This window comes from Aeromonas sanarellii (genome assembly GCF_000820085.1).
In the GTDB taxonomy this organism is placed as follows: Bacteria; Pseudomonadota; Gammaproteobacteria; order Enterobacterales; family Aeromonadaceae; genus Aeromonas; species Aeromonas sanarellii.
Genome location: NZ_CDBN01000062.1, coordinates 1 through 19949 on the forward strand (window position 1 = coordinate 1; position 19949 = coordinate 19949).

Annotated in this window: 20 protein-coding genes; 8 read left to right on the forward strand and 12 right to left on the reverse strand. The window is 63.2% G+C overall.

Features of this window, described 5'->3' with window-relative positions:
• Nucleotides 1-484: 484 nt before the first annotated feature.
• The gene (locus BN1132_RS12130; protein ID WP_042077883.1) at nt 485-1027 is read left to right on the forward strand and encodes a gamma carbonic anhydrase family protein; all 543 of its coding nucleotides are present in this window, start codon (nt 485-487) and stop codon (nt 1025-1027) included.
• Nucleotides 1028-1101: 74 nt separating this feature from the next.
• Here the strand turns inward: BN1132_RS12130 and polA are convergent, their stop codons facing one another.
• Nucleotides 1102-3852 (reverse strand): DNA polymerase I, encoded by a 2751-nt coding sequence (polA, locus tag BN1132_RS12135; protein WP_042077847.1) that lies wholly within the window; start codon nt 3850-3852, stop codon nt 1102-1104.
• A gap of 400 nt (nt 3853-4252) precedes the next feature.
• Between polA and elbB the strand changes: the two genes are divergently transcribed.
• Nucleotides 4253-4903: an isoprenoid biosynthesis glyoxalase ElbB gene (gene elbB, locus BN1132_RS12140; protein ID WP_042077885.1), complete on the forward strand. Its 651-nt coding sequence runs from the start codon at nt 4253-4255 to the stop codon at nt 4901-4903.
• Between the two features lie 69 nt (nt 4904-4972).
• Here the strand turns inward: elbB and BN1132_RS12145 are convergent, their stop codons facing one another.
• The 4 genes from BN1132_RS12145 to fieF form a co-directional block, all read right to left on the reverse strand.
• Nucleotides 4973-5182, reverse strand: a complete 210-nt coding sequence (locus tag BN1132_RS12145) for a cell division protein ZapB (protein WP_010672454.1) — start codon at nt 5180-5182, stop codon at nt 4973-4975.
• Between the two features lie 197 nt (nt 5183-5379).
• Nucleotides 5380-6660: a hypothetical protein gene (locus BN1132_RS12150; protein WP_042077848.1), complete on the reverse strand. Its 1281-nt coding sequence runs from the start codon at nt 6658-6660 to the stop codon at nt 5380-5382.
• Nucleotides 6661-6666: 6 nt separating this feature from the next.
• Entirely contained in the window at nt 6667-7446 is a 780-nt protein-coding gene (gene cysE, locus BN1132_RS12155; RefSeq protein WP_042077849.1) for a serine O-acetyltransferase, read from the reverse strand.
• Nucleotides 7447-7453: 7 nt separating this feature from the next.
• The gene (gene fieF, locus BN1132_RS12160; protein WP_042077851.1) at nt 7454-8365 is read right to left on the reverse strand and encodes a cation efflux pump FieF; all 912 of its coding nucleotides are present in this window, start codon (nt 8363-8365) and stop codon (nt 7454-7456) included.
• A gap of 87 nt (nt 8366-8452) precedes the next feature.
• Between fieF and BN1132_RS12165 the strand changes: the two genes are divergently transcribed.
• The 3 genes from BN1132_RS12165 (at nt 8453) to trmL (ending at nt 11036) form a co-directional block, all read left to right on the forward strand.
• Nucleotides 8453-9148 (forward strand): response regulator, encoded by a 696-nt coding sequence (locus BN1132_RS12165; RefSeq protein WP_042077852.1) that lies wholly within the window; start codon nt 8453-8455, stop codon nt 9146-9148.
• Nucleotides 9145-10500 carry an ATP-binding protein gene (locus tag BN1132_RS12170; protein ID WP_042077853.1) on the forward strand — a complete coding sequence of 452 codons (1356 nt, stop codon included), beginning with the start codon at nt 9145-9147 and terminating at the stop codon, nt 10498-10500. The genes BN1132_RS12165 and BN1132_RS12170 overlap by 4 nt, the downstream gene beginning before the upstream one ends.
• A 71-nt stretch (nt 10501-10571) precedes the next feature.
• Nucleotides 10572-11036, forward strand: coding sequence for a tRNA (uridine(34)/cytosine(34)/5-carboxymethylaminomethyluridine(34)-2'-O)-methyltransferase TrmL (trmL, locus tag BN1132_RS12175; protein ID WP_042077854.1), 465 nt, complete (start codon nt 10572-10574; stop codon nt 11034-11036).
• Between the two features lie 22 nt (nt 11037-11058).
• Here trmL and BN1132_RS12180 read toward each other — a convergent pair whose 3' ends face one another.
• The 4 genes from BN1132_RS12180 to lexA all read right to left on the reverse strand — a co-directional run bounded on the left by BN1132_RS12180 (nt 11059) and on the right by lexA (nt 14552).
• Nucleotides 11059-12429: an MATE family efflux transporter gene (locus BN1132_RS12180; RefSeq protein ID WP_042077855.1), complete on the reverse strand. Its 1371-nt coding sequence runs from the start codon at nt 12427-12429 to the stop codon at nt 11059-11061.
• Between the two features lie 22 nt (nt 12430-12451).
• Nucleotides 12452-13078, reverse strand: a complete 627-nt coding sequence (locus tag BN1132_RS12185; protein WP_042077856.1) for an SCO family protein — start codon at nt 13076-13078, stop codon at nt 12452-12454.
• A 182-nt stretch (nt 13079-13260) separates the two neighbouring features.
• On the reverse strand, nt 13261-13551 hold the full coding sequence (locus BN1132_RS12190; protein ID WP_042077857.1) for a hypothetical protein: 291 nt from the start codon (nt 13549-13551) through the stop codon (nt 13261-13263).
• 374 nt (nt 13552-13925) lie between these two features.
• Complete coding sequence (lexA, locus tag BN1132_RS12195) at nt 13926-14552, reverse strand: transcriptional repressor LexA (RefSeq protein WP_042077858.1); 627 nt, start codon at nt 14550-14552, stop codon at nt 13926-13928.
• A gap of 204 nt (nt 14553-14756) precedes the next feature.
• Between lexA and plsB the strand changes: the two genes are divergently transcribed.
• Nucleotides 14757-17180 (forward strand): glycerol-3-phosphate 1-O-acyltransferase PlsB, encoded by a 2424-nt coding sequence (plsB, locus tag BN1132_RS12200; protein WP_042077859.1) that lies wholly within the window; start codon nt 14757-14759, stop codon nt 17178-17180.
• Nucleotides 17181-17239: 59 nt separating this feature from the next.
• On the opposite strand, the gene ubiA is transcribed toward plsB, so the two are convergent.
• Nucleotides 17240-18103 carry a 4-hydroxybenzoate octaprenyltransferase gene (ubiA, locus tag BN1132_RS12205; RefSeq protein ID WP_042077860.1) on the reverse strand — a complete coding sequence of 288 codons (864 nt, stop codon included), beginning with the start codon at nt 18101-18103 and terminating at the stop codon, nt 17240-17242.
• Nucleotides 18100-18651: a chorismate--pyruvate lyase family protein gene (locus BN1132_RS12210; RefSeq protein ID WP_042077862.1), complete on the reverse strand. Its 552-nt coding sequence runs from the start codon at nt 18649-18651 to the stop codon at nt 18100-18102. Before BN1132_RS12210 ends, ubiA begins: the two co-directional genes overlap by 4 nt.
• A gap of 145 nt (nt 18652-18796) precedes the next feature.
• Here BN1132_RS12210 and BN1132_RS12215 point away from each other — a divergent pair, with 145 nt between their 5' ends.
• Nucleotides 18797-19231 carry a flagellar basal body-associated protein FliL gene (locus tag BN1132_RS12215; RefSeq protein ID WP_042077863.1) on the forward strand — a complete coding sequence of 145 codons (435 nt, stop codon included), beginning with the start codon at nt 18797-18799 and terminating at the stop codon, nt 19229-19231.
• 66 nt (nt 19232-19297) lie between these two features.
• Nucleotides 19298-19468 (forward strand): hypothetical protein, encoded by a 171-nt coding sequence (locus tag BN1132_RS19640; RefSeq protein ID WP_084202869.1) that lies wholly within the window; start codon nt 19298-19300, stop codon nt 19466-19468.
• 47 nt (nt 19469-19515) lie between these two features.
• Here BN1132_RS19640 and BN1132_RS12220 read toward each other — a convergent pair whose 3' ends face one another.
• A complete protein-coding gene (locus BN1132_RS12220; protein ID WP_084202871.1) occupies nt 19516-19860 on the reverse strand; it encodes a DUF2799 domain-containing protein in 345 nt (114 codons plus the stop codon).
• Nucleotides 19861-19949 lie beyond the last annotated feature (89 nt).

The window sequence follows — 19949 nt, forward strand, 5'->3', positions numbered from 1 at the left end:
TGAGCCATGATCAAACTCTTCAATTTAAGTTTGGTTGCTTCGAAAAGCGGCTCAATGAATTGCTGAATTAACTGCTGCAACTAAAAGTTGCTTTGGTCACTTCATCAGACATTGAAAATCAAAAATTGTTTTTGATGCTCGATGCTGTGAGTGCCCACACAGATTGCTTGATTCAAATTGTTAAAGAGCGACGCAGCTTTTGGCTGCTGCGGGAGTGGCATTCTACTCAACCGCCTTCTCGAGTCAAGCCTTATTTTCACAGGCTTTTCGAGGCTACCGACTTAGGCTTTCTGCGTTGCCGCTTGCCCTTGTCGATGAAGGCGCATTATAGGGAGCGAATTCGTTCTGGCAACCCCTCCCCTGCAATAAAATTGCAGAAAAGCGCACTTTTTTAGTTATTCATCTCCAAGCACAGCTTTTATACAAACTTATCCACAGAAACCAACGCCGAATTGCTAGAATGGCCGAAAACAAGGAGGCCAAGATGGACTTGCGACTGAGACCCTACAAGGGAAAACGCCCGCAACTGGGCAAACGGGTATATGTGGACCCCTGCGCCACCCTGGTGGGGGATATCCAGCTGAGCGACGATGCCAGCATCTGGCCCATGGTGGCGGCACGGGGGGATGTGAACCATATCCGCATCGGCGCCCGCAGCAACATTCAGGACGGTACCGTGCTGCACCTGACCCGCAAGAGTGCCAGCAACCCCGGCGGCTATCCGCTCTTGATCGGCGAGGATGTCACGGTCGGCCACAAGGCGATGCTGCATGGTTGCACCATAGGCAATCGGGTGCTGGTCGGTATGGGGGCCATCCTGCTGGACGGGGCCGTGGTCGAGGATGATGTGATGATAGGTGCCGGCAGCCTGGTGCCCCCGGGCAAGCGGCTCGAGTCCGGCTTCCTCTATATGGGTAACCCCATCAAGCAAGCTCGCCCCCTCAAGCCCGCCGAGATAGCCTTCCTCAAAACCTCGGCCGACAATTATGTGCTGCTCAAGGACGAATATCTGCAAGAGACCTTATAGGATCGGTAGAAACAGGAAGCCCGGCATGATGCCGGGCTTCGCTCCTTATATAGCTATATAACCGTCAAGCAGGGTCAGTGGGCCTGATCCCAGTTGTCACCGGTACCCGCTTCCACCACCAGCGGTACATGCAGTTCGGCTGCGGCTGACATCTTCTCCTTGATGATGGCGATGTACTCCTCCAGCTTCTCCTCGCGGATCTCGAACACCAGTTCATCGTGCACCTGCATCAGCATGCGGATCGACTGGTCTTCAATCCCGCGGATCCAGCCATCGACGGCGATCATGGCGCGCTTGATGATGTCTGCAGCCGTACCCTGCATGGGGGCGTTGATGGCGGCCCGTTCGGCGGCCTTGCGCAGACCGGCGTTGCGGGACTTGATATCCGGCAGATAGAGGCGGCGACCAAACAGGGTTTCGACATAGCCCTGAGCATCCGCCTGCTGGCGGGTGCGCTCCATGTACTCCAGCACACCCGGGTAGCGTTCGAAGTAGAGATCCATGTACTTCTGCGCCTCGGCGCGACCGATCCCCAGCTGCTTGGCCAGACCGAAGGCGCTCATGCCGTAGATGAGGCCGAAGTTGATCGCCTTGGCGCTGCGGCGCATGTCGCTGGTCACCCCCTCGAGCGCCACCCCGAACACCTCGGCGGCGGTCGCCTTGTGAATGTCCTTGCCCTCGGCAAACGCCGTCAGCAACCCCTTGTCACCGGAGAGGTGCGCCATGATGCGCAGCTCGATCTGGGAGTAGTCCGCCGCCACCAGCTTGTAACCGGCGCACGGGATGAAGGCCTGCCGAATGCGGCGCCCCTGTTCGTTGCGCACCGGGATGTTCTGCAGGTTGGGATCGGTGGACGAGAGTCGACCGGTCGCTGCCACCGCCTGATGATAGGAGGTGTGCACCCGCCCGGTCTGCGGCTTGATCATCAGCGGCAGCTTGTCGGTGTAGGTGGACTTGAGCTTGGCCAGCCCACGGTGCTCCATCAGCAGTTGTGGCAGTTCATAGGTCTCCGCCAGCTCGGCTAGCACCTCTTCCGCGGTGGAAGGGGCCCCTTTCGGCGTCTTCTTGATGACAGGCAGCCCCAGCTTGGTAAACAGGATCTCCCCTAGCTGCTTGGGCGAGGAGAGATTGAACTCCTGCCCGGCCAGCTCGTGGGCCTGCTTCTCCAGCTCTGCCAGACGCACTTCGATCTCCTGGCTCTGCTGGTGCAGCAACCTGGGCTCGATAGTGGTCCCGAGTCGCTCCATCCTTGCCAGTACCGGCAGCAGGGGCAACTCGATCTCGCTGAATACCCTGGCGAGGCCCGGCTCGGCAGAGAGCTTGCCCCACAACGCCTGATGCAGGCGCAGGGTGATGTCGGCATCTTCCGCCGCGTAAGGAGCCGCCTGCTCCAGCTCGATCTGGTTGAAAGTGAGCTGCTTGACCCCCTTGCCGGCAATATCTTCGAACGAGATGGTCTCGACATTCAGATACCTGCGGGCCAGCGAGTCCATGTCGTGGCGGCTGGCAGTGGAGTTGAGCACATAGGACTCGAGCATGGTGTCGTAGGCGATGCCCTGCAGCTCGATGCCATGGTTGAGCAGCACGTTGCGATCATACTTGAGGTTCTGCCCCACCTTGAGTCGGGCCGGATCTTCCAGCAATAGCTTGAGCTTGCCGAGCACCACGGCCTCGGTCAGCTGCACCGGCGCCCCCAGATAGTCGTGGCCGAAGGGAACGTAGGCCGCCTTGCCCGGCTCGATCGCGAAAGAGACGCCAACGACGCGCGCCTCCATATAGTCGAGACTGGTGGTCTCGGTATCGAAGGCAAACAGCGACGCCGCCTGCAGATGGGCCAGCCACTCATCGAATTCGGCCTCGTCCAGGATGCAGCGGTAGTCGGTTTCGATGGCGGCTACCGGGGCGGTGCCTTCCTCATCACCTTCGGCTCCGCTCTCCTCGCTGCCGGACTCCAATTCTTTTATCAGGTTGCGCAGCTCGTACTCGCGGTAGACCGCCAGCAGGGCCTCCTTGTCGATGGGGCCGAGCTCCAACTCTTCCAGGCTCTGCTCCAGCTCGACGTCGGTCTTGATGGTGGCCAGCACATAGGAGAGGCGCACCTGCTGCTCCTGCTCGCGGAACTTGTCGGCAAACGCCTTGGAGCCACGGAAGCCGAGCGCAGCCACCTTGTCGAGGTTGGCGGCGATCTGGTCTATGCTGCCGATCCCCTGCAGCAGCGCCAGCGCCGTCTTCTCGCCGACGCCGGTCATGCCGGGGATGTTGTCCACCTTGTCCCCCATCAGGGCCAGGTAGTCGATGATGAGCTCGGGCGGCACGCCGAACTTCTCGATCACCCCTTCCCGATCGGTCTTCACGTCCTTCATGGTGTCGATCAGGGTGACATGGTCGGAGACCAGCTGCGCCATGTCCTTGTCCCCCGTGCTGATGAGCACCGGCAGCTGTTTCTCGGTCGCCTGGCGGGCCAGGGTGCCGATGACGTCGTCGGCCTCCACCCCTTCCACCATCAGGAAGGGGAAGCCCATCGCCTTGATCATCTGGTGGATGGGGGCGACCTGGCTGCGCAGATCGTCCGGCATGCTGGCGCGGGTTGCCTTGTACTCGGGATAGATGTCGTCGCGGAAGGTCTTGCCCTTGGCGTCGAACACCACGGCCACGTGGCTGTCGGGGTATTGCTTGCGAAGACTGCGCATCATGTTGGCCATGACACGGACGGCGCCGCTAGGCAGCCCGGTCGAGGTGCGCAGATCGGCCTGCTGGGAGGCAAAGAAGGCGCGGTAAAGATATGAAGAGCCGTCGACCAGGATAAGGGGGTTGCTAGAGGCCATGAAATCGTCCTGCCAAAAATAAACAGCCGCTAGGATGCCACAGGGCCAGCACCACACCAAGGGGCTGCCTCTCTCCCCCTAGTGCCATCAACCAGATCGCCACCTGTGGATAACTCTGTGTTCAAAAATGGCTCTTCGGCACAAGCTTCGTGACAAACCTGTGGATTGTTCATAAAAATATGTTTTAAAACATTACCTTGAGATCGACAAAACACACCATGATGCAGCCATCATGATCTCGATCAATGTGGAAAAAAATTCAGGGGGGGTGATGAGGCAGGATCCAAAACGAAACAATCCTAGCACAGCGAGATGACTTGACCAGCGGAGGTCGAACGATAACCATACAAAAGTACAACAATTGACCCTGGCTCACATTTTCAACAACGAGGAGTCTGCCATGAAAAAAGTGGCCGTGATCTTGAGTGGCTGTGGCGTGTTCGACGGATCGGAAATTCACGAGGCCGTGATCAGCCTGCTGGCACTGGCCCGTCAGGGAGCAACGGTTCAATGCTTCGCCCCGAACGTCGCGCAGTTGCATGTCATCAACCACCTGACCGGCGAGGTCAGCGAGGGGGAAAGCCGCAACGTGCTGGTCGAGGCCGCCCGCATCTGCCGCGGCCAGATCCGGGATGTGGCCGAGCTGGATGCGGCCGACTTCGACGCCCTGCTGGTGCCTGGCGGCTTCGGTGCCGCCAAGAACCTGTGCGACTTCGCCATCAAGGGATCCGAGTGCCGCATCCAGCCGGACGTGCTCAAGGCGTGCCAGAGCTTTGCCAAGGCCGGCAAGCCGGCGGCCTATATCTGCATCGCCCCGGCCATGATCCCGCTCATCTATGGTACCGGCACCCTGGCCACTATAGGCCGTGACGAGGGGGCCGCCAGCGCCATCGAGGCCATGGGGGGCAGCCACCTCAACTGCCCGGTGAGCGAGTTCGTGGTGGATCAGGAACGCAAGGTGATCTCCACCCCCGCCTATATGCTGGCGCAGAACATCGTCGAGGCGGCCGATGGTATCGAGAAGACGGTCAGGCAGTTGCTCGCCATGTGACCCCAAGCCATAACACAAACGGGCCGCTCAAGGAGCGGCCCGTTTTCATTCCTGTCGGCAGAGACGGGATCAGATGGCATCGCCCATCTGGTCCATCTTGCCCAGCAGGGCACGCAGACGCTCTTGCCAGGCGACGTGCTCGTTGCGCAGCTGATGGTTCTCGTCTTGCAGCTTGCTGTTCTGCTCTTTCAGCTCGTCCAGCTCCATCTTCAGCAGGGAGATGTTGTCGACGGCGGATTGTACTTTGGATTCGAGTTGCTCAAGGACTTCTAGTGACATATGCATACCTGTATGTTCAATTGCGATGCCCCACAGGGGCGATTCAAGCGCGTGAAGCCAGCATACCCTGATGCGCTCGGCACAAACAAGCCAGCGCGTTGCAAATTGCACCCTGCGGGCCTGTATTGCCTAAATATGCGTCGGTTTTTCTCGCAGGTGCTGCACGCCCGGCCCCGGGGCCATGCTCTGTGCCGGTATCAGCCGTGCAGAGCGATGAAGCCCCCCAGCAACAGGCAGGCAACGCCGTACATCAACAGACCGTAGAGCAGGTTCCAGCGCAGCAGGAGCCCGGCGCTCAGGTTGTAGCGGGATGCCAACGCCAGGTTGGAGCCGGAGAGCGGGCTGGTGCCGGTAGCCAGTCCCCATCCGAGCAGGAAGCACATGCCGAGCAGGCTGGGGTCCGGCGACAGTGGCCACAGCAGAGGGGCCACGCCGGAGATGCTGATGAGAGGGTGCACCCCGACGATGGCCACCATGAAGATCAGCAGCAGGGTCAGGCTGGCCTCCAGCCAGCCGAAGTGGTTGAACAGCGGCAGGCCGTGGCCGCCGCCAAAGTCCAGCACCGACAGCGCGCTGTTGATGCCCGCCGCCAGCAAGCCCGCTCCCAGAAACAGCACAAGCTGGCCACCGATGGCCGGGAAACGCTCCACCACCTGCCGCTTGAGTGCTGTCCCCCGTCCGGCGTGGGGCATGAACAGCAGGGCCAGCAGGGGCGCCACCAGCGCGATCACCGCCAGTATGCTGAGCCCGGGCCGGAGCTGATGGATCAGCATGACCAGCAGTGCCAGCGTCACCGGCAGCCCCAGGGTCTGCAACCGCAGCGGGTAACCCTCGAAGTCCGCCACCCCGAGCCGCTCCACCTGCCAGGCCGTCAGCCCCATGGCCAGCAGGGCGGCCAGGATACCGAAGGGCAGTATGCTGCCCAGTTGCAGCCCGGGTGAGTAAGTCAGCGCCACCGCCATGGCGACGAAGAAGGGGGACCAGAAGGCCGCGGCGCAGAAGATCCGGCTCAGCACCATGACCTGGCGTCGTTCAAGGGTGCCGTTGCGCTCCAGCCGATCGCCGATGATGAAAAGCACCGAGAGGTTGATGACGGCACCGAGCAGATTTAGGCTGGCCATGGTGCTCCACAGCCCCTTGCGGCCGGACCAGGAGGTGGTTCCTGTCAGCAGCCCGGAGGTCGCGAGGTTGAGGGTGCTGACGGCCGCGAACATGGTGAGCATGTTGATGTTGGGCAGCAGCCAGTCCCCTGGCCTGAGGTCGGCCCCCCGCCACCAGGAGAAGATCAGCAGCAGCAGTGCCGCCCCGTAGAGCGCCAGGGCCTGCCGCCTCGCGGCCCCCACCAGCCAGGGCCAGGTGAGCAGGGAGGCGGCCCAGGCCGCGATGGCCGCCGGCCAGGGGGAGAAGTCCAGATAGAGATGGAGCAGGTTGAGCAGCCACATCCCCAGGATCAGATAGCCTGACCAGCGCTTGGCCATGGTTCCCTAGATGTTCTGGTTCATGTCGAAGGAGGGTTTGTCACACTCAGGCCGGCCCACGATCTTGGCGGGCACGCCGGCGACCGTGGTGTGGGGAGGCACTGGGTTGATCACCACGCTGCCGGCCCCTATCTTGGCGCCGACGCCCACCTCTATGTTGCCGAGCACCTTGGCCCCCGCCCCTATCATCACCCCTTCCCGGATCTTGGGATGGCGATCGCCGCTCTCCTTGCCGGTCCCCCCCAGGGTCACGCTCTGCAGGATGGAGACGTCGTTCTCGATGACCGCGGTCTCCCCGACGACGATGCCGGTGGCGTGGTCAAACATGATGCCCTTGCCGATACGGGCGGCCGGGTGCACGTCGACCCCGAACACCACGGAGATCTGGTTTTGCAGATAGAGTGCCAGGGCACGACGACCCTGGCGCCACAGCCAGTTGGCGACCCGGTAGCCCTGCAGGGCATGGAATCCCTTGAGATAGAGCAAGGGTGTGGAGAAGAGGTCGACCGCCGGGTCGCGCTCCTGTACGGCGCAGATGTCGGCGGCCACCGCAGCCAGCAGCTCGGGTTCGCTGCGCAGGGCCAGCTCGATCACTTCGCGCAGGGCGATGGCCGGCATGGTGGTGCTGTCGAGCTTGTTGGCGAGCTGGAAACTCAGCGCCGAGCGCAGGTCCCGGTGGTTAAGAATGGTGGAATGGAAGAAGCTGGCCAGCATGGGCTCCTGGGCCGTCATGCTCTGCGCTTCCTGCTGAATTTTTCGCCACGTGCGGGCGACCAGATCATCCATGTTGAGCCTACTGTTGTTCAGGGTGAGTGCTTTGTCGTTCTTTTGTCAGCACCGAGATGGGGTCCATGTGAATGATCACATCCATCCGCTCGAAGGCCTGGCGGACGGCCAGTTCAGCCTCGTCGGCTATCTGATGGGCCCTGACCAGGGGCAGTTGGTCATCCAGTTCCAGATGCAACTGCACGAAGCGGGTCGGCCCGGATTGGCGGGTACGCAGATCATGTACGCCATGCACCCCCTCTACGGCACAGCAGAGGGCCATTATTCTCGCTTGTTCCTCCTCTGGCAACTGACGATCGAGCAGGGCCTGCACCGATTCGTAGCCAATATGCACGGCGCCCCACACCAGGAACAGGCCGATCAGGATGGCAAACAGGCCGTCGGCCCAATACCATCCCTGCCCCGCCAGCACCAGTGCCAGCAGCACGCCGCTGTTGAGCAGCAGATCGGAACGGTAGTGCAGCATGTCGGCCTTGATGGCCACGCTGTTGGTCTTGCGGATGACCAGGCTCTGGAAGCTGACCAGCAGCAGGGTCAGCACGATGGAGCCGACGCTGACCCAGATGCCCGCCTCCAGGCGCACCACGGGCACCTGGTTCAGCATCGACGAGATGCCGTGCATCATCAGCAGCAGAGCGGAACCCGAGATGAAGGCCGACTGGACCAGGCCCGCTAGCGATTCCGCCTTGCCGTGGCCGAATCTGTGCTCCGCGTCGGCCGGCGCCATGGCATAGCGGATGGCCACCAGATTGATGATGGAGGCGCTGACGTCCATGAAGGAATCGGTCAGGGATGCCAGCAGGCTGGAGGAGTCCGTCATCAGCCAGGCGATCAGCTTGCCCAGAATGAGCAGGGTGGCGGTGACGACCGCAGCCATGCTGGCCAGGGTGACCCAGCGGGAATATTGTTGGTGGCTCAAAACCGGCTTTCCTCCGACGCGTAAAAACTTATTATACCCTGACCCTGACGTCAGTTTGGCGCGCAAAATCAACAGAGTGGCTCCCGGATGAACAAAATACTCCTGGTCGACGACGATCTCGAACTGACCCAGTTGCTGACCGAAATCCTGACCCTGGAAGGCTTTCAGGTGACCGTGGCCGAGGATGGAGAAGAGGGATTGGCGCGGCTGGGCGAACAGCCCTTCGACCTGGTGCTGCTGGACGTGATGATGCCCAGGCTCAACGGCTTCGCCATGCTGACCCGGCTGCGCAAGACCCACGACACCCCGGTGCTGATGCTGACCGCGCGCGGCGACAGTCAGGATCGGGTCAACGGCCTCGAGGCCGGGGCCGACGACTATCTGGCCAAGCCGTTCGACGACAGGGAGCTGCTGGCCAGGGTACGCGCCATCCTGCGCCGCACCCAGAGTAGCCAGCCCCAGCGGGGCAACAGCCCGGAAGAGCTGAGATTCATGGATCTGGTGCTGCAACCCGGCCTGCAACAGGCCCGCTGCAACGATCAGCTGCTGGAGCTGACCGCCACCGAATTCGGCCTGCTGGAGTGCCTGCTGCGCAGCCCGGGCCAGATCGTCAGCAAGAGCCTGCTCTCCGAGCAGGTGCTCGGCAAGAAGCTGGAACCCTTCGACCGGGCCATCGACATGCACCTGAGTAACCTGCGCAAGAAGCTGCCGGAGCGCACCGATGGCCAGCCCCGCTTCAAGACGGTTCGTGGCCGGGGATACCTGTGGCTGGAACAGGCATGAAAACGGCCCGCACCTTCAACGGCCTCTCCACCCAGATCTTTCTCTGGTTCTGGTTCATGCTGCTGCTGGTGGTGGCGGCCGTGGTGATACTGCCCACCCTGGATCCCCGCAACATCATTCCGCTGCCGGCCCACGAGGTCACCCGCCTCAACAACAATCTGGCGGCGCTGCAGAAGGGAGCGGATCCCGACCAGGACTTCGATCTGGCTAAGGCCATCGATGCCGCCGGCCTGCTGCCGGTGGACAACATCTATCTGCGCGATGCCAAGGGGCAGATACAGTCCAGCACCCGGCTGAGCAAGTTCGTGATCCGCTTCATGCTCGACTCGGACAACCCGGCCAAGCCCATGCTGGGCAGCGAGCATCAACGCGCCATCGCGGGTCCCTTCCAGATGATCCATCACGGCCAGGCCTATCACGTCTACTTCGGCCTCAACGTCGAAAACTCCTACCTGTTCCTCTTCATCCAGATCCTGGATCACCCCATCCAGATCCTCGGCATCGCCATGCTGGTCAGCACTCCGCTCTGCCTGCTGCTGGCCTGGCGCCTGACCCGCCCCATCCTGGAGCTGCAGCAGTCGGTCTCACAGCTGGCCCAGGGCAACCTGGAGATGCAGATCCCCAACCTCGGCCGCAAGGACGAGATCGGCCAGCTGGCAGAGCATGTCAGCCACATGGTCGACACCCTCAAGGACATGATCCAGAAGCAGAAACAGCTGCTCTCCGACATCTCCCACGAACTGCGCAGCCCCCTCACCCGCATCCAGCTGGCGCAGGCGCTGATCCGCCGCAAGCAGGGCGACAGCGCCGAGCTGGCCCGGATTGAGGGGGAGATAGGCCGGCTCGACAAGCTGATCGGGGATCTGCTGGATCTGTCGCGAGTGCAGCAGCACGTGGAGGCCCCGGTGACCCTGCCGCTGGCGGATCTGCTGGAACCTATCCTGGACGACGCCATGTTCGAGGCGAACCAGAACGGCAAGCAGCTCAGGCTGCCCCCCCTGCCGACCGAGTCCCTCGCCATGTGGCCTGAGTTGCTGGCGCGCGCCCTGGAGAACCCGCTGCGCAATGCGCTCAAGTACGCCCGCGAGTTCATCAAGGTGGAGTGGTATCGGGAGGGACGGGAGTGGGTGATGACGATTCGGGACGACGGCCCCGGCGTGCCGGTTGAGCAGCAACCCCGACTGTTCCTGCCCTTCTTCCGGGTCGACGACGCCCGCAATGCCAAGACCGGCGGCACCGGCCTCGGCCTCGCCATCGCCGCCGAGGCGATCGCGCGCCATGGCGGCACCATCCGGGCCGGCAGCAACCACCCGAGCGGCCTGGTCATCACCATCCGCCTGCCCATCGCCTGACCGACCCTCTTTTCATCGACACGGGCGCTGGGTATGCTGGCGCCCATTTCGCACCACCCCAGGATCCCGCCATGCTCGACATCGTGCTCTACCAACCGGAAATCCCGCCCAATACCGGCAATATCATCCGCCTCTGTGCCAATACCGGTTACCGGCTGCACCTGATAGAGCCCCTGGGTTTTGCGTGGGATGACAAGCGGGTGAAGCGGGCCGGACTCGACTATCACGAGTTCGCCGAGGTGAAGCGCTGGCCTGACTATGAGGCGTTTCTGGCCGCCGTCGCCCCCAAGCGGGTGTTCGCCTGTACCACCAAGGGACGCACCGCCCATTCGGCAGTGCAGTTTGCCGCAGGCGATGCCCTGCTGTTCGGGCCCGAGAGCCGCGGCCTGCCCATGGAGATCATCGAAAGCCTGCCGTTCGAGCAGCGGCTGCGCATCCCCATGCTGCCCCAGAGCCGCAGCATGAACCTGGCCAACGCGGTGGCGGTGTTCGTCTACGAGAGCTGGCGCCAGTTCGACTACGCGGGCTCGGCCTGACCCAACCGGACGAAACCAGAAATCAGGCCGCCCCCCTGGCCCTCTGCCCCGTCAGCAGGCGGCCATCCCGTTCCAGTTGCCAGCAGAGCCAGCCGAGGGTCAGGCCCCGCCCGACCATCAGGGCGCTCATGGCGGCCCACAGGGCGGCGACACCCCATTCCTGGCAGAGCCACCAGAGTGGAAAGAATCCGGCGAACACCGCCACCAGCATGCTGTTGCGCATCTCCCGGGCCCGGGTGGCCCCGATAAAGATCCCGTCCAGCAGGAAGCACCAGACCGCCAGCAGCGGCATGGCCACCAGCCAGGGCAGCTGGTGGTGGGCCTCGGCGATCACCGCCGGCAGGTCGGTGATATGGCGGATGAGCATCCCTCCCCCACAGGCAAACGACAGGGTGAAGCCCAGCGCGATCAGCAGGGCCCAGCCCAGGTTGAGGATGATGGCCTCCCGCAGTCCCTGCCGGTCCCGCCGCCCGATGGCGCGCCCCACCATGGCCTCCACCGCGTAGGCGAAGCCGTCCAGCCCGTAGGAGATGAGCATCAGGAAGTTGAGCAGCACCGCATTGGCCGCCACGGCCACATCCCCCAGCCTGGCCCCCTGCAGGGTCATGAAGGCAAAGCAGAGCTGCAGGCAGAGGGAGCGGATGAAGATGTCCCGGTTCAGGGCGAGCAGCCGCAGCAAGGCCGGCCACTGAGACCAGCGCTGCCAGGCATGCTGCCAGACCCCGGGAGAGAGACGGCGCAGATGGCGGCTCGCCAGCCAGAGCCCCACCGCCAGCGTGCTGTAGTCGGCCAGCAGGGAGGCGGCGGCCACCCCCTTCACCTGCCAGCCCAGCCCCAGCACGAACCAGGCATCCAGCCCCATGTTGACGAGGTTGCCCAGGATCAGCAGCAGCATGGGGCTGCGCGCATCCTGCATGCCCAGCAGCCAGCCCATGATCACCAGGTTGCACAGCGCCGCCGGGGCGCTCCAGATCCGCACCGACACATAGTCCCCGGCATGGGCCTGTACCTCCGCCGACCCCCCGCCCAGGGCGATGATGGCCGGCAGGAACGGCAGCAACAGCAGCAGGAGTACCAGCCCCAGGCCGATCGCCAGCCCCAGGGCACGGGCCAGGGTATCGAGCTGCCCCTCGGCATTGGCGGCTCCCTGGGCCTGGGCGGTCAGGCCCGTGGTAGACATGCGCAGAAAGCCCAGCAACCAGAAGAGGAGGTTGATGAGGGTAGCGCCGACCGAGACGCCGCCGAGGAACCAGGCCTCACCGAGATGACCGATCACCCAGGTGTCCACCAGCCCCAGCAAGGGAGTGGTGACATTGGAGAACACCATGGGCAGCGCCAGGGCAAAGACGGCCCTGTGGCGGCCGGGATCCCTCAACCAGGGTGGCATGGGCATGAGCAGGATGGAGGCTGCGGGATCACTCGTCGGCCAGCCGCACTATGCGTGCGAAGTCGGCGACCATGGCCTGCATGTCAACGCGGGGCACTTCCCCCGGCGCCACCTTGGGACGGAACAGGGCCACCAGCTTGCCCGCCGGGTTGATCAGCACGATCGAGGCCGAATGGTCTATCAGGTAATCCTTGCGTTCGCTCTCCACGATGGAATAGACCAGGCCCAGGTTGCGCACCAGGGGGAACAGGGCGCTGTGGGGCGCAGTCGCCGCCTTGAACTCGGGCTCGAAGAAGGCGGTATAGCTCTTGAGACGGGCGCTGTCATCCCGCTGGGGATCCGCCGAGATGAACACCACCTGACTGTTGGGGGCGATCTTCTTCAAGCCGGGGTAGACGGCGCGCAGGTCCGCCAGCGTGGTCGGGCAGATGTCGGGGCAATAGGTGTAACCGAGGAACAGGAAGGTCCAGTGTCCCGTCAGATTGGCGGGAGTAAAGGGTTGTTCATCCCCGTCGGTGAGGGTGAAGGGGTTGATGTCCCGCGCCGTCGGATAGTAGTCGGCCTGCTCCGGCAAGGAAGGCTGGCTCCAGTAATAGGCAGCCATGATGCTGACGATGAAGAGCAACAGCAGCAGGGAAAAGCGTGGTTTAACCATATGAAACAAACCCTTGTATTTATAATCAGCCCAGGAGCTGCGCCTGGGAAGAGTCATTGTAACCCGCCCCGCCCCGTTTCTGGCTACCCCTTCGTCCGGATGGAGGGCCGCAGGGGCACCAGGATGCAGTGAGCGCTATAAAGCAAGAGCCCCGCTCGGGGCGGGGCTCGTATCGGCCGGGATCAGGGTCGCAGCCTGCGCTGCGGCTGGGCACGTCTGATGGATGCGTGCAACGGGATCACGGGCGCCGTCCAGGGCGCATCCGGCAAGCCGATGTCGTGGTGACGGCGAAACAGACGAACCAGGCGGACGATCTTGTCTTTGGGACACCCCAGCCAGACGGTCCAGCCATCTCCCTTGTGATAGACCCAGAGCGCATAGAACCACGTCATCCGACTGCCCTTGATGAATCGGGTGATGGAGGATGCGGGCGCTGCGGCCGGCACCGGATCCCACGGCGAGCTTGAAGCCATACCTGTCCTCCTTGCTCAACAGGCCACGCCGATCAGTGTTACTGCCATCGGGAGGCAAGCCAACCACCGTCGCGTACTGACTGTACGAGTCGTCCAACTGCTGACGACTCTCCCTTCTTCCACACAGCCCCGGCGGTGATGCATCCCTGCAAAGCCGTCCAGCTGGCCGGTGGGGCGCTCTCGCCGCCATGGCGGTGACCATGAGGGTGCGAGCCTTATCAAAGGATATATCCGAAATGCGCTGTCTGTGGCGGGACTATTTGCGACGGACGACGGCAGCAGGATGGCGGGGATGGGCCACGAGGCGGGATGGCGGAGACGAGGGCCAAAACGAAGGGGCCTCCCGCAGGAGGCCCCTTCGTCATGCCGGAAGCTTACATCCAGTCGGCGTTGCGAATGACGCCGACCGCCAGCCCCTCGATGGTGAGGTGCTGGCTGGCGAGATCCACCTCGATGGGGGAGAGTTCCTCGTTCTCGGGCAGCAGCCATACCTGGCTGCCCTTGCGCTGGAAGCGCTTGACGGTGACGTCCTCATCGAGCCGCGCCACCACCACCTGGCCGTTGCGCACCTCCTGGGTCTTGTGCACCGCCAGCAGATCCCCGTCCATGATGCCGATGTTCTTCATGCTCATGCCCTGCACCCGCAGCAGGAAGTCTGCCCGTGGATGGAACAGGGCGGGATCCACCTGGTAGTGGCTCTCGATGTGCTCCTGGGCCAGGATGGGTTCGCCGGCGGCCACCTTGCCGATGAGCGGCAGGCCGCTCTCTTCCGGCAAGGCCTCCTCTTCTTCGAGCAGCAGGCGGATGCCACGGGAGGTTCCCGGCATGATCTCGATGACCCCCTTTTTGGCCAGGGCCTTCAGATGTTCCTCGGCCGCGTTGGCCGACTTGAAGCCAAGCTTCTGGGCGATCTCGGCGCGAGTCGGCGGCATGCCGGTCTCGTTCATGTTCGCCTTGATCAGCTCCAGCACTTCGGCCTGGCGGGGGGTAAGGGGTTTCATAGCATGGGCACCTGTCTTTTTATACAGCACACTGGCAGTATATACAGTGCTGTGGCCAAGGCAAGGCGTTGCTGACATTTGTCCATCCCTTGTCGCAAAATGGGGCTCCCTCGCGCGCCTCCTTGGGACTCATCGTACCTCTCGGCGACAAGCCGCCGGTGATTTGCTATGCTCTGGCCGCATTTTTTTGGAGAGCAGACGCACATGTCCCTTGGACAGAAGATTTCCAGAGCCATCCTGCAATGGCCGGTCAGCGGCTTGGTCAATCACAAGAGCCTGCCGGAAAATCCCATCACCGAGCTCAAGCTGGATCCGGCCAGACCCATCGTCTACGCCCTGAAGACCAGCTCGATCACCGACCTGATGACCCTGCAGCAGTGCTGCGAGGACCTCGGCCTGCCCGGCCCCTTCACGCCGCTGGAGCTGAACGGCCAGCTGCTGCCGCGCTACGTCTGTCTGGATCGTCCACCTCCTCTGTTCGGTGCCCGCAACAAGCCGCTCCCCTTCCTGCAAGAGTTCCACCAGCTGCTGGATCTGCACAAGCAGGATCCGGCGCTGGACATCCAGGTGGTGCCCGTCACTCTGTTCTGGGGCCGTGCCCCGGGTCGCGAGGGGGAAGAGGCCTCCGGCTGGAACATCATCAGCAGCCTGGCACCGAACCGCCTGAAGAAGGCGCTGATCGTGATCCTAAAGGGGCGCGAGAACCTTGTGCGCTTCTCCCCGCCGCTCTCCCTGCGCCATATGGCGGACAAGCACGGCACCGACGAGGCCATCGCCCACAAGCTGGCGCGGGTCGCCCGCACCCACTTCAGCCGCCAGCAGCTCGCCGCCACCGGCCCCAAGCTGCCGAACCGCAACCTGCTGTTCAAACAGCTGCTGGATTCCAGCGTGATCCAGCAGGCCATAGAGGAAGAGGCCAGACGGGAAGGCATCAGCCTGGAGAAAGCCCAGAAACGGGCCCACGGCTACATGGACGAGATCGCCTCCGACTTCTCCTACCGGTTGATCCGCCTCGGCGAGAGCTTCCTCGGCTGGCTCTGGAACAAACTCTATCGCGGCCTCTCGGTCAACGGTGCCGAGAAGGTGCGCCAGCTGGCCCAGGAGGGCCACGAGATCGTCTATGTCCCCTGCCACCGCAGCCACATGGACTACCTGCTGCTCTCCTACGTCATCTACCATCAGGGCATGGTGCCGCCCCACATCGCGGCGGGCATCAACCTCAACTTCTGGCCGGCGGGCCCCATCTTCCGCCACGGCGGCGCCTTCTTCATCCGCCGCACCTTCAAGGGCAACCCGCTCTACAGCACGGTATTTCGTGAATATCTGAACCTGCTGTTCGCCAAGGGCTACTCGGTGGAATTCTTCACCGAGGGTGGCCGCTCCCGTACCGGTCGCCTGCTGCCCCCCAAGACAGGCATGCTGGCCATGACTCTCCAGGCCATGATGCGCGGGCTGGACAGGCCGGTCACCCTGGTCCCTGTCTACCTCGGCTACGAGCACGTGATGGAGGTGAACACCTACCACAACGAGCTCAAGGGCAGCCGCAAGGAGAAGGAGAGCTTCCTGCAGGTGCTCGGCATCCTGCGCAAGCTGCGCAACTATGGCCGGGGCTTCGTCAACTTCGGTGAACCGCTGACCCTCAACGGCTACCTCAACGAGCAGGTCCCGGAGTGGAAGGCCCACATCGGCAAGGAGGAGCGCCCCGAGTGGATGGCCCCCACCGTCAACCAGCTGGCCGAGCTGATGATGACCCGCATCAACGATGCCGCCGCCGTCAACGGCCTGACCCTGAGCGCCCTGGCACTGCTGGCCGCCGAGCGCCACGCCCTGACCCGGGATGAATTGCAGGCCCAGCTCAACACCTACCTGGACCTGCTCAAGCAGGTGCCCTACAGCCCGAACAGCACCATGCCGGCCGAGGATGCCGCCACCCTGCTGGATCAGGCGATGGAGCTCAACAAGTTCGAGGTAACCGAGGACAAGCTGGGGCAGATCATCAGCCTGGACCGTTATCAGGCGATCCTGCTGACCTACTACCGCAACAACATCCTACACCTGTTTGCCATGCCCTCCCTGGTGGCCGCGCTGATCGAGCGGTGCGAGGGGATCTCCCGCAACGAGATCGTCGCCCGCTGTGTCGACATCTACCCGCTGCTCAAGACGGAACTGTTCCTGCGTCATGAAGAGGAGGCGCTGCCCGAGCTGGTCGACGCCCTGCTGGGCGAGCTGCAGCGCCAGCAGCTGATCGAGGCGCGCGACGGCGGCTTCTGGGTCAACCCGGACAACCAGACCCGCCTGCTGCTGCTGGCGGAGAGCATCCAGGAGACCCTGCAACGCTACGCCATAGTACTGACCCGGGTGCTGGCCCAGCCCCGCATCGAGGCGGAGCAGCTGGAGGCGGACGGCCTGATGATGGCAGAGCGCCTCGGCACCCTGCACGGTATCAATGCCCCCGAGTTCTTCGACCAGAAGCTGTTCAGCACCCTGATCCACACCCTGCGCAGCGAAGGTTATCTCGACACCGGCTGCAAGCCGGATCTCGGCCGCTTCCAGGCGCTGGCGGACAACATAGTGCCGCTGCTCAGCAACAAGATCCGCCGCACCATACAGGCGGGCAACCGGCTCTGAGGAGCAACCAGCAAAAAGGCCGCATCATGCGGCCTTTTTCATCTCATCGGGAGACGCCCTCACAGGTAGTGGGCAACCACGCCGAGCAGCACCAGAGCCCCCACGTAGTTGTTGTTGAGGAAGGCCTGGAAGCAGGCTTCCCGCGCCCGCTCCCGGATCAGCCGCTGCTGATAGACGAACAGGGCCGCGGCCCCCAGCAGCCCCCAGTAGTAGCCCGAACCGAGCGTCATCAGCTGGCCCACCCCCAGCAGGCTCAGCAGGGTCGCCAGTTGCAGGGCACCGATGATCCGCTTGTCGTGACGGCCGAACAGGATGGCGCTCGACTTGAGGCCGAGCTTGAGGTCGTCGTCCCTGTCCACCATGGCGTACTCGGTGTCGTAGGCGATGGTCCAGAGCAGATTCGCGAGAAACAGCAGCCAGGCGACCGGTGGCAGGGCGTCAGCCTGGGCTGCATAGGCCATGGGGATGGACCAGGAGAACGCCATCCCGAGCACCAGCTGCGGAATGGGGATGAACCGCTTCATGAAGGGATAGCAGACCGCCAGCAGCAGGCCGGCGAACGACAGCCCTATGGTAAGCGGATTCAGGGTCAGCACCAGGGCGAACGAGACGAGCGCCAGCACGGCGAACAGGATCAGCACCTCCCGCTCGGCGACCCGCCCCATGGGCAGCGGCCGCCCGGCGGTACGCTTCACGTGGCCGTCGAAATTGCGATCCGCATAGTCATTGATGACGCAGCCGGCGGAGCGCATCAGAAACACCCCCACCACGAACACCGTCAGGATCCAGGGATCCGGCAGGCCGCCAGCCGCCAGGCAGAGCGCCCACAGGGTCGGCCACAGCAGCAGCAGGGTGCCGATGGGCTTGTCGATGCGGGCCAACTGCACATAGGCCAGTCCCCGCTCCTTGGTTAACAGCTTCACGCCAGCTCCTTATTCGATGGCAGCCCGTCGGACGACAGCGAGGGCAGGAAGAGTTCGTGGACCAACAAGGGCCACAGCCCCAGATAGAGACGGGAGCGGCGCCCCCAGACGGTGGCGGCCGGGCACCAGGGATTGTTCGCGATCTCGAAGCAGGCCAGCTGCAGCTGATCGCGCCGGGCCGGTTCGGCGCCGAAGATGCGCTCCCCCAACGGTTGCTCCCCCAGATCCTGCAGGCCGCCGCCTTGCAATGCCGCCTCGGCAAACAGGGTCCAGCCCAGGATGGCGGGGCCTGCATCCCCGTGCAGTATCACCTCGCGGCAGATCCCCACGGGATCCTGCACCGCCACCAGCGCCTGCTCGTCCAGCCCCAGCGACACGCTGCGATTGCCGAGTAGTTGCACCGACAGGTGGCGATTGTAGCGCCGCAGGCGCCGGGTCATGGAGTCGGCCTCCAGCAACCAGGGGCGCAGCGCCTCGGGGGGCTCACACTCCGCGGGGGCCCGCCACGGGACGAGCTGGACGAGGGGAACAGTCAACTCGGACTTCACAGCTTCACCATCCGGAGATTTCCGTTGTCAGGTTAAAATCCGGTTTATTATCCGTAAATCAATGACGAATTGTAAGAACATCCGTGCTTGACGGCCCCGATGACAGCATCAAAAATGGGGCATCCGTCGCTGCCGAGCCATCTAGATGAAGATCTTCAGATTTCTGCTGGTGTTATCCCTGAGTTTCCCCCTGTTGAGCATGCCGGCCTTCGCCAGCGAGGACGCGGCTGCCGATCCGGCCTCCTCCGCCGTCCAGCCAGGCTTCGCCTATCATGCGCTGGATCCGGATATCATCACCAACTACCTTGGTGATGGCAAAACCCTGGGCTATGTGCGGGTGACGGTGGAGCTGATGGCCGAGAATGCCGCCGATCTCAAGTTGCTGGAGCAACATGATCCCCTGATCCGCGACGCCATCATCCGCCTGATAGGTAGCAAGACAGGCGCCCAGATCAAGTCCCTGGTGAGCCGGGAAGAGCTGCGCAAGGAGTGCGAGGCCAGGGTCAACGAGCTGCTGGTCAAGGAGACCGGCAAGAAGGCGGTACGCGAGCTCATCTTCACCAAGTACCTGTATCAGTAAGGCCCCTGACGGGGCCGGACTCCCGCGCCCCCACCCGTTACATTCACTGTCGAGGACGTCATCGCCATGGGCCACAAGACGTTGTGTGAGTGGCGCCGCCACGAGATCCCCACCGACCTCAAGGCGCTGCGCAAGATCCTGCGCAAACCCAAGTTCGTGTGCGGCAAGTGTGCCCGCTGCGCCAATGATAAGGACTACCTGTGTCAGCCGTTGCGGCTGAAGAACAAGGAGGAATAGGTCCCCGTTTCTGCGGGGTCTGAGGGCAAGGCAGGGCGGGCCACGCCCTATTGATCGGTCCAGCCGTGGCGACCCTGTTCGAACAGGCGACGGGCCTGCACGTCGTTGGGACAGACACCGCGATACTCCTCCCCCGACCGCCCGGCCAGATAGAGGTGCTCGGGGCGGCAATACCAGGCCAGCCCCTTCTGGCGGCCCTGCTCCCAGAGGGCGACATCCACCTTGTCCCCGCACTGGGTCTGGTGGAAGGCCACCCTGTCGCCGGCAAAGCCGAGCTTGCCGTCGGCCTCCCCCACGTCGCTCCACACTTTTTCACAGGGATCGTCCGAGTTGGAGACACAGCCCCCGAGCAGGGTGGCACAGAGCATGATGACGAGTGAGCGCATAATCATCCTTGGCGTCGTTGGAATCGTTGTTGAGCCGCGGCCTGCTGAGGGTCCTGCCTCGTACAGCGCCATTTGAGCAGTTCATTCTACCCAGC

Coding starts and splice junctions, on each gene's coding strand:
- BN1132_RS12130 (WP_042077883.1), top strand. CDS start 485: ATGGACTTGCGACTGAGACCCTACAAGGGAAAACGCCCGCAACTGGGC.
- polA (WP_042077847.1), bottom strand. CDS start 3,852: ATGGCCTCTAGCAACCCCCTTATCCTGGTCGACGGCTCTTCATATCTT.
- elbB (WP_042077885.1), top strand. CDS start 4,253: ATGAAAAAAGTGGCCGTGATCTTGAGTGGCTGTGGCGTGTTCGACGGA.
- BN1132_RS12145 (WP_010672454.1), bottom strand. CDS start 5,182: ATGTCACTAGAAGTCCTTGAGCAACTCGAATCCAAAGTACAATCCGCC.
- BN1132_RS12150 (WP_042077848.1), bottom strand. CDS start 6,660: ATGGCCAAGCGCTGGTCAGGCTATCTGATCCTGGGGATGTGGCTGCTC.
- cysE (WP_042077849.1), bottom strand. CDS start 7,446: ATGGATGATCTGGTCGCCCGCACGTGGCGAAAAATTCAGCAGGAAGCG.
- BN1132_RS12165 (WP_042077852.1), top strand. CDS start 8,453: ATGAACAAAATACTCCTGGTCGACGACGATCTCGAACTGACCCAGTTG.
- BN1132_RS12170 (WP_042077853.1), top strand. CDS start 9,145: ATGAAAACGGCCCGCACCTTCAACGGCCTCTCCACCCAGATCTTTCTC.
- trmL (WP_042077854.1), top strand. CDS start 10,572: ATGCTCGACATCGTGCTCTACCAACCGGAAATCCCGCCCAATACCGGC.
- BN1132_RS12180 (WP_042077855.1), bottom strand. CDS start 12,429: ATGCCCATGCCACCCTGGTTGAGGGATCCCGGCCGCCACAGGGCCGTC.
- BN1132_RS12185 (WP_042077856.1), bottom strand. CDS start 13,078: ATGGTTAAACCACGCTTTTCCCTGCTGCTGTTGCTCTTCATCGTCAGC.
- BN1132_RS12190 (WP_042077857.1), bottom strand. CDS start 13,551: ATGGCTTCAAGCTCGCCGTGGGATCCGGTGCCGGCCGCAGCGCCCGCA.
- lexA (WP_042077858.1), bottom strand. CDS start 14,552: ATGAAACCCCTTACCCCCCGCCAGGCCGAAGTGCTGGAGCTGATCAAG.
- plsB (WP_042077859.1), top strand. CDS start 14,757: ATGTCCCTTGGACAGAAGATTTCCAGAGCCATCCTGCAATGGCCGGTC.
- BN1132_RS12215 (WP_042077863.1), top strand. CDS start 18,797: ATGAAGATCTTCAGATTTCTGCTGGTGTTATCCCTGAGTTTCCCCCTG.
- BN1132_RS19640 (WP_084202869.1), top strand. CDS start 19,298: ATGGGCCACAAGACGTTGTGTGAGTGGCGCCGCCACGAGATCCCCACC.
- BN1132_RS12220 (WP_084202871.1), bottom strand. CDS start 19,860: ATGATTATGCGCTCACTCGTCATCATGCTCTGTGCCACCCTGCTCGGG.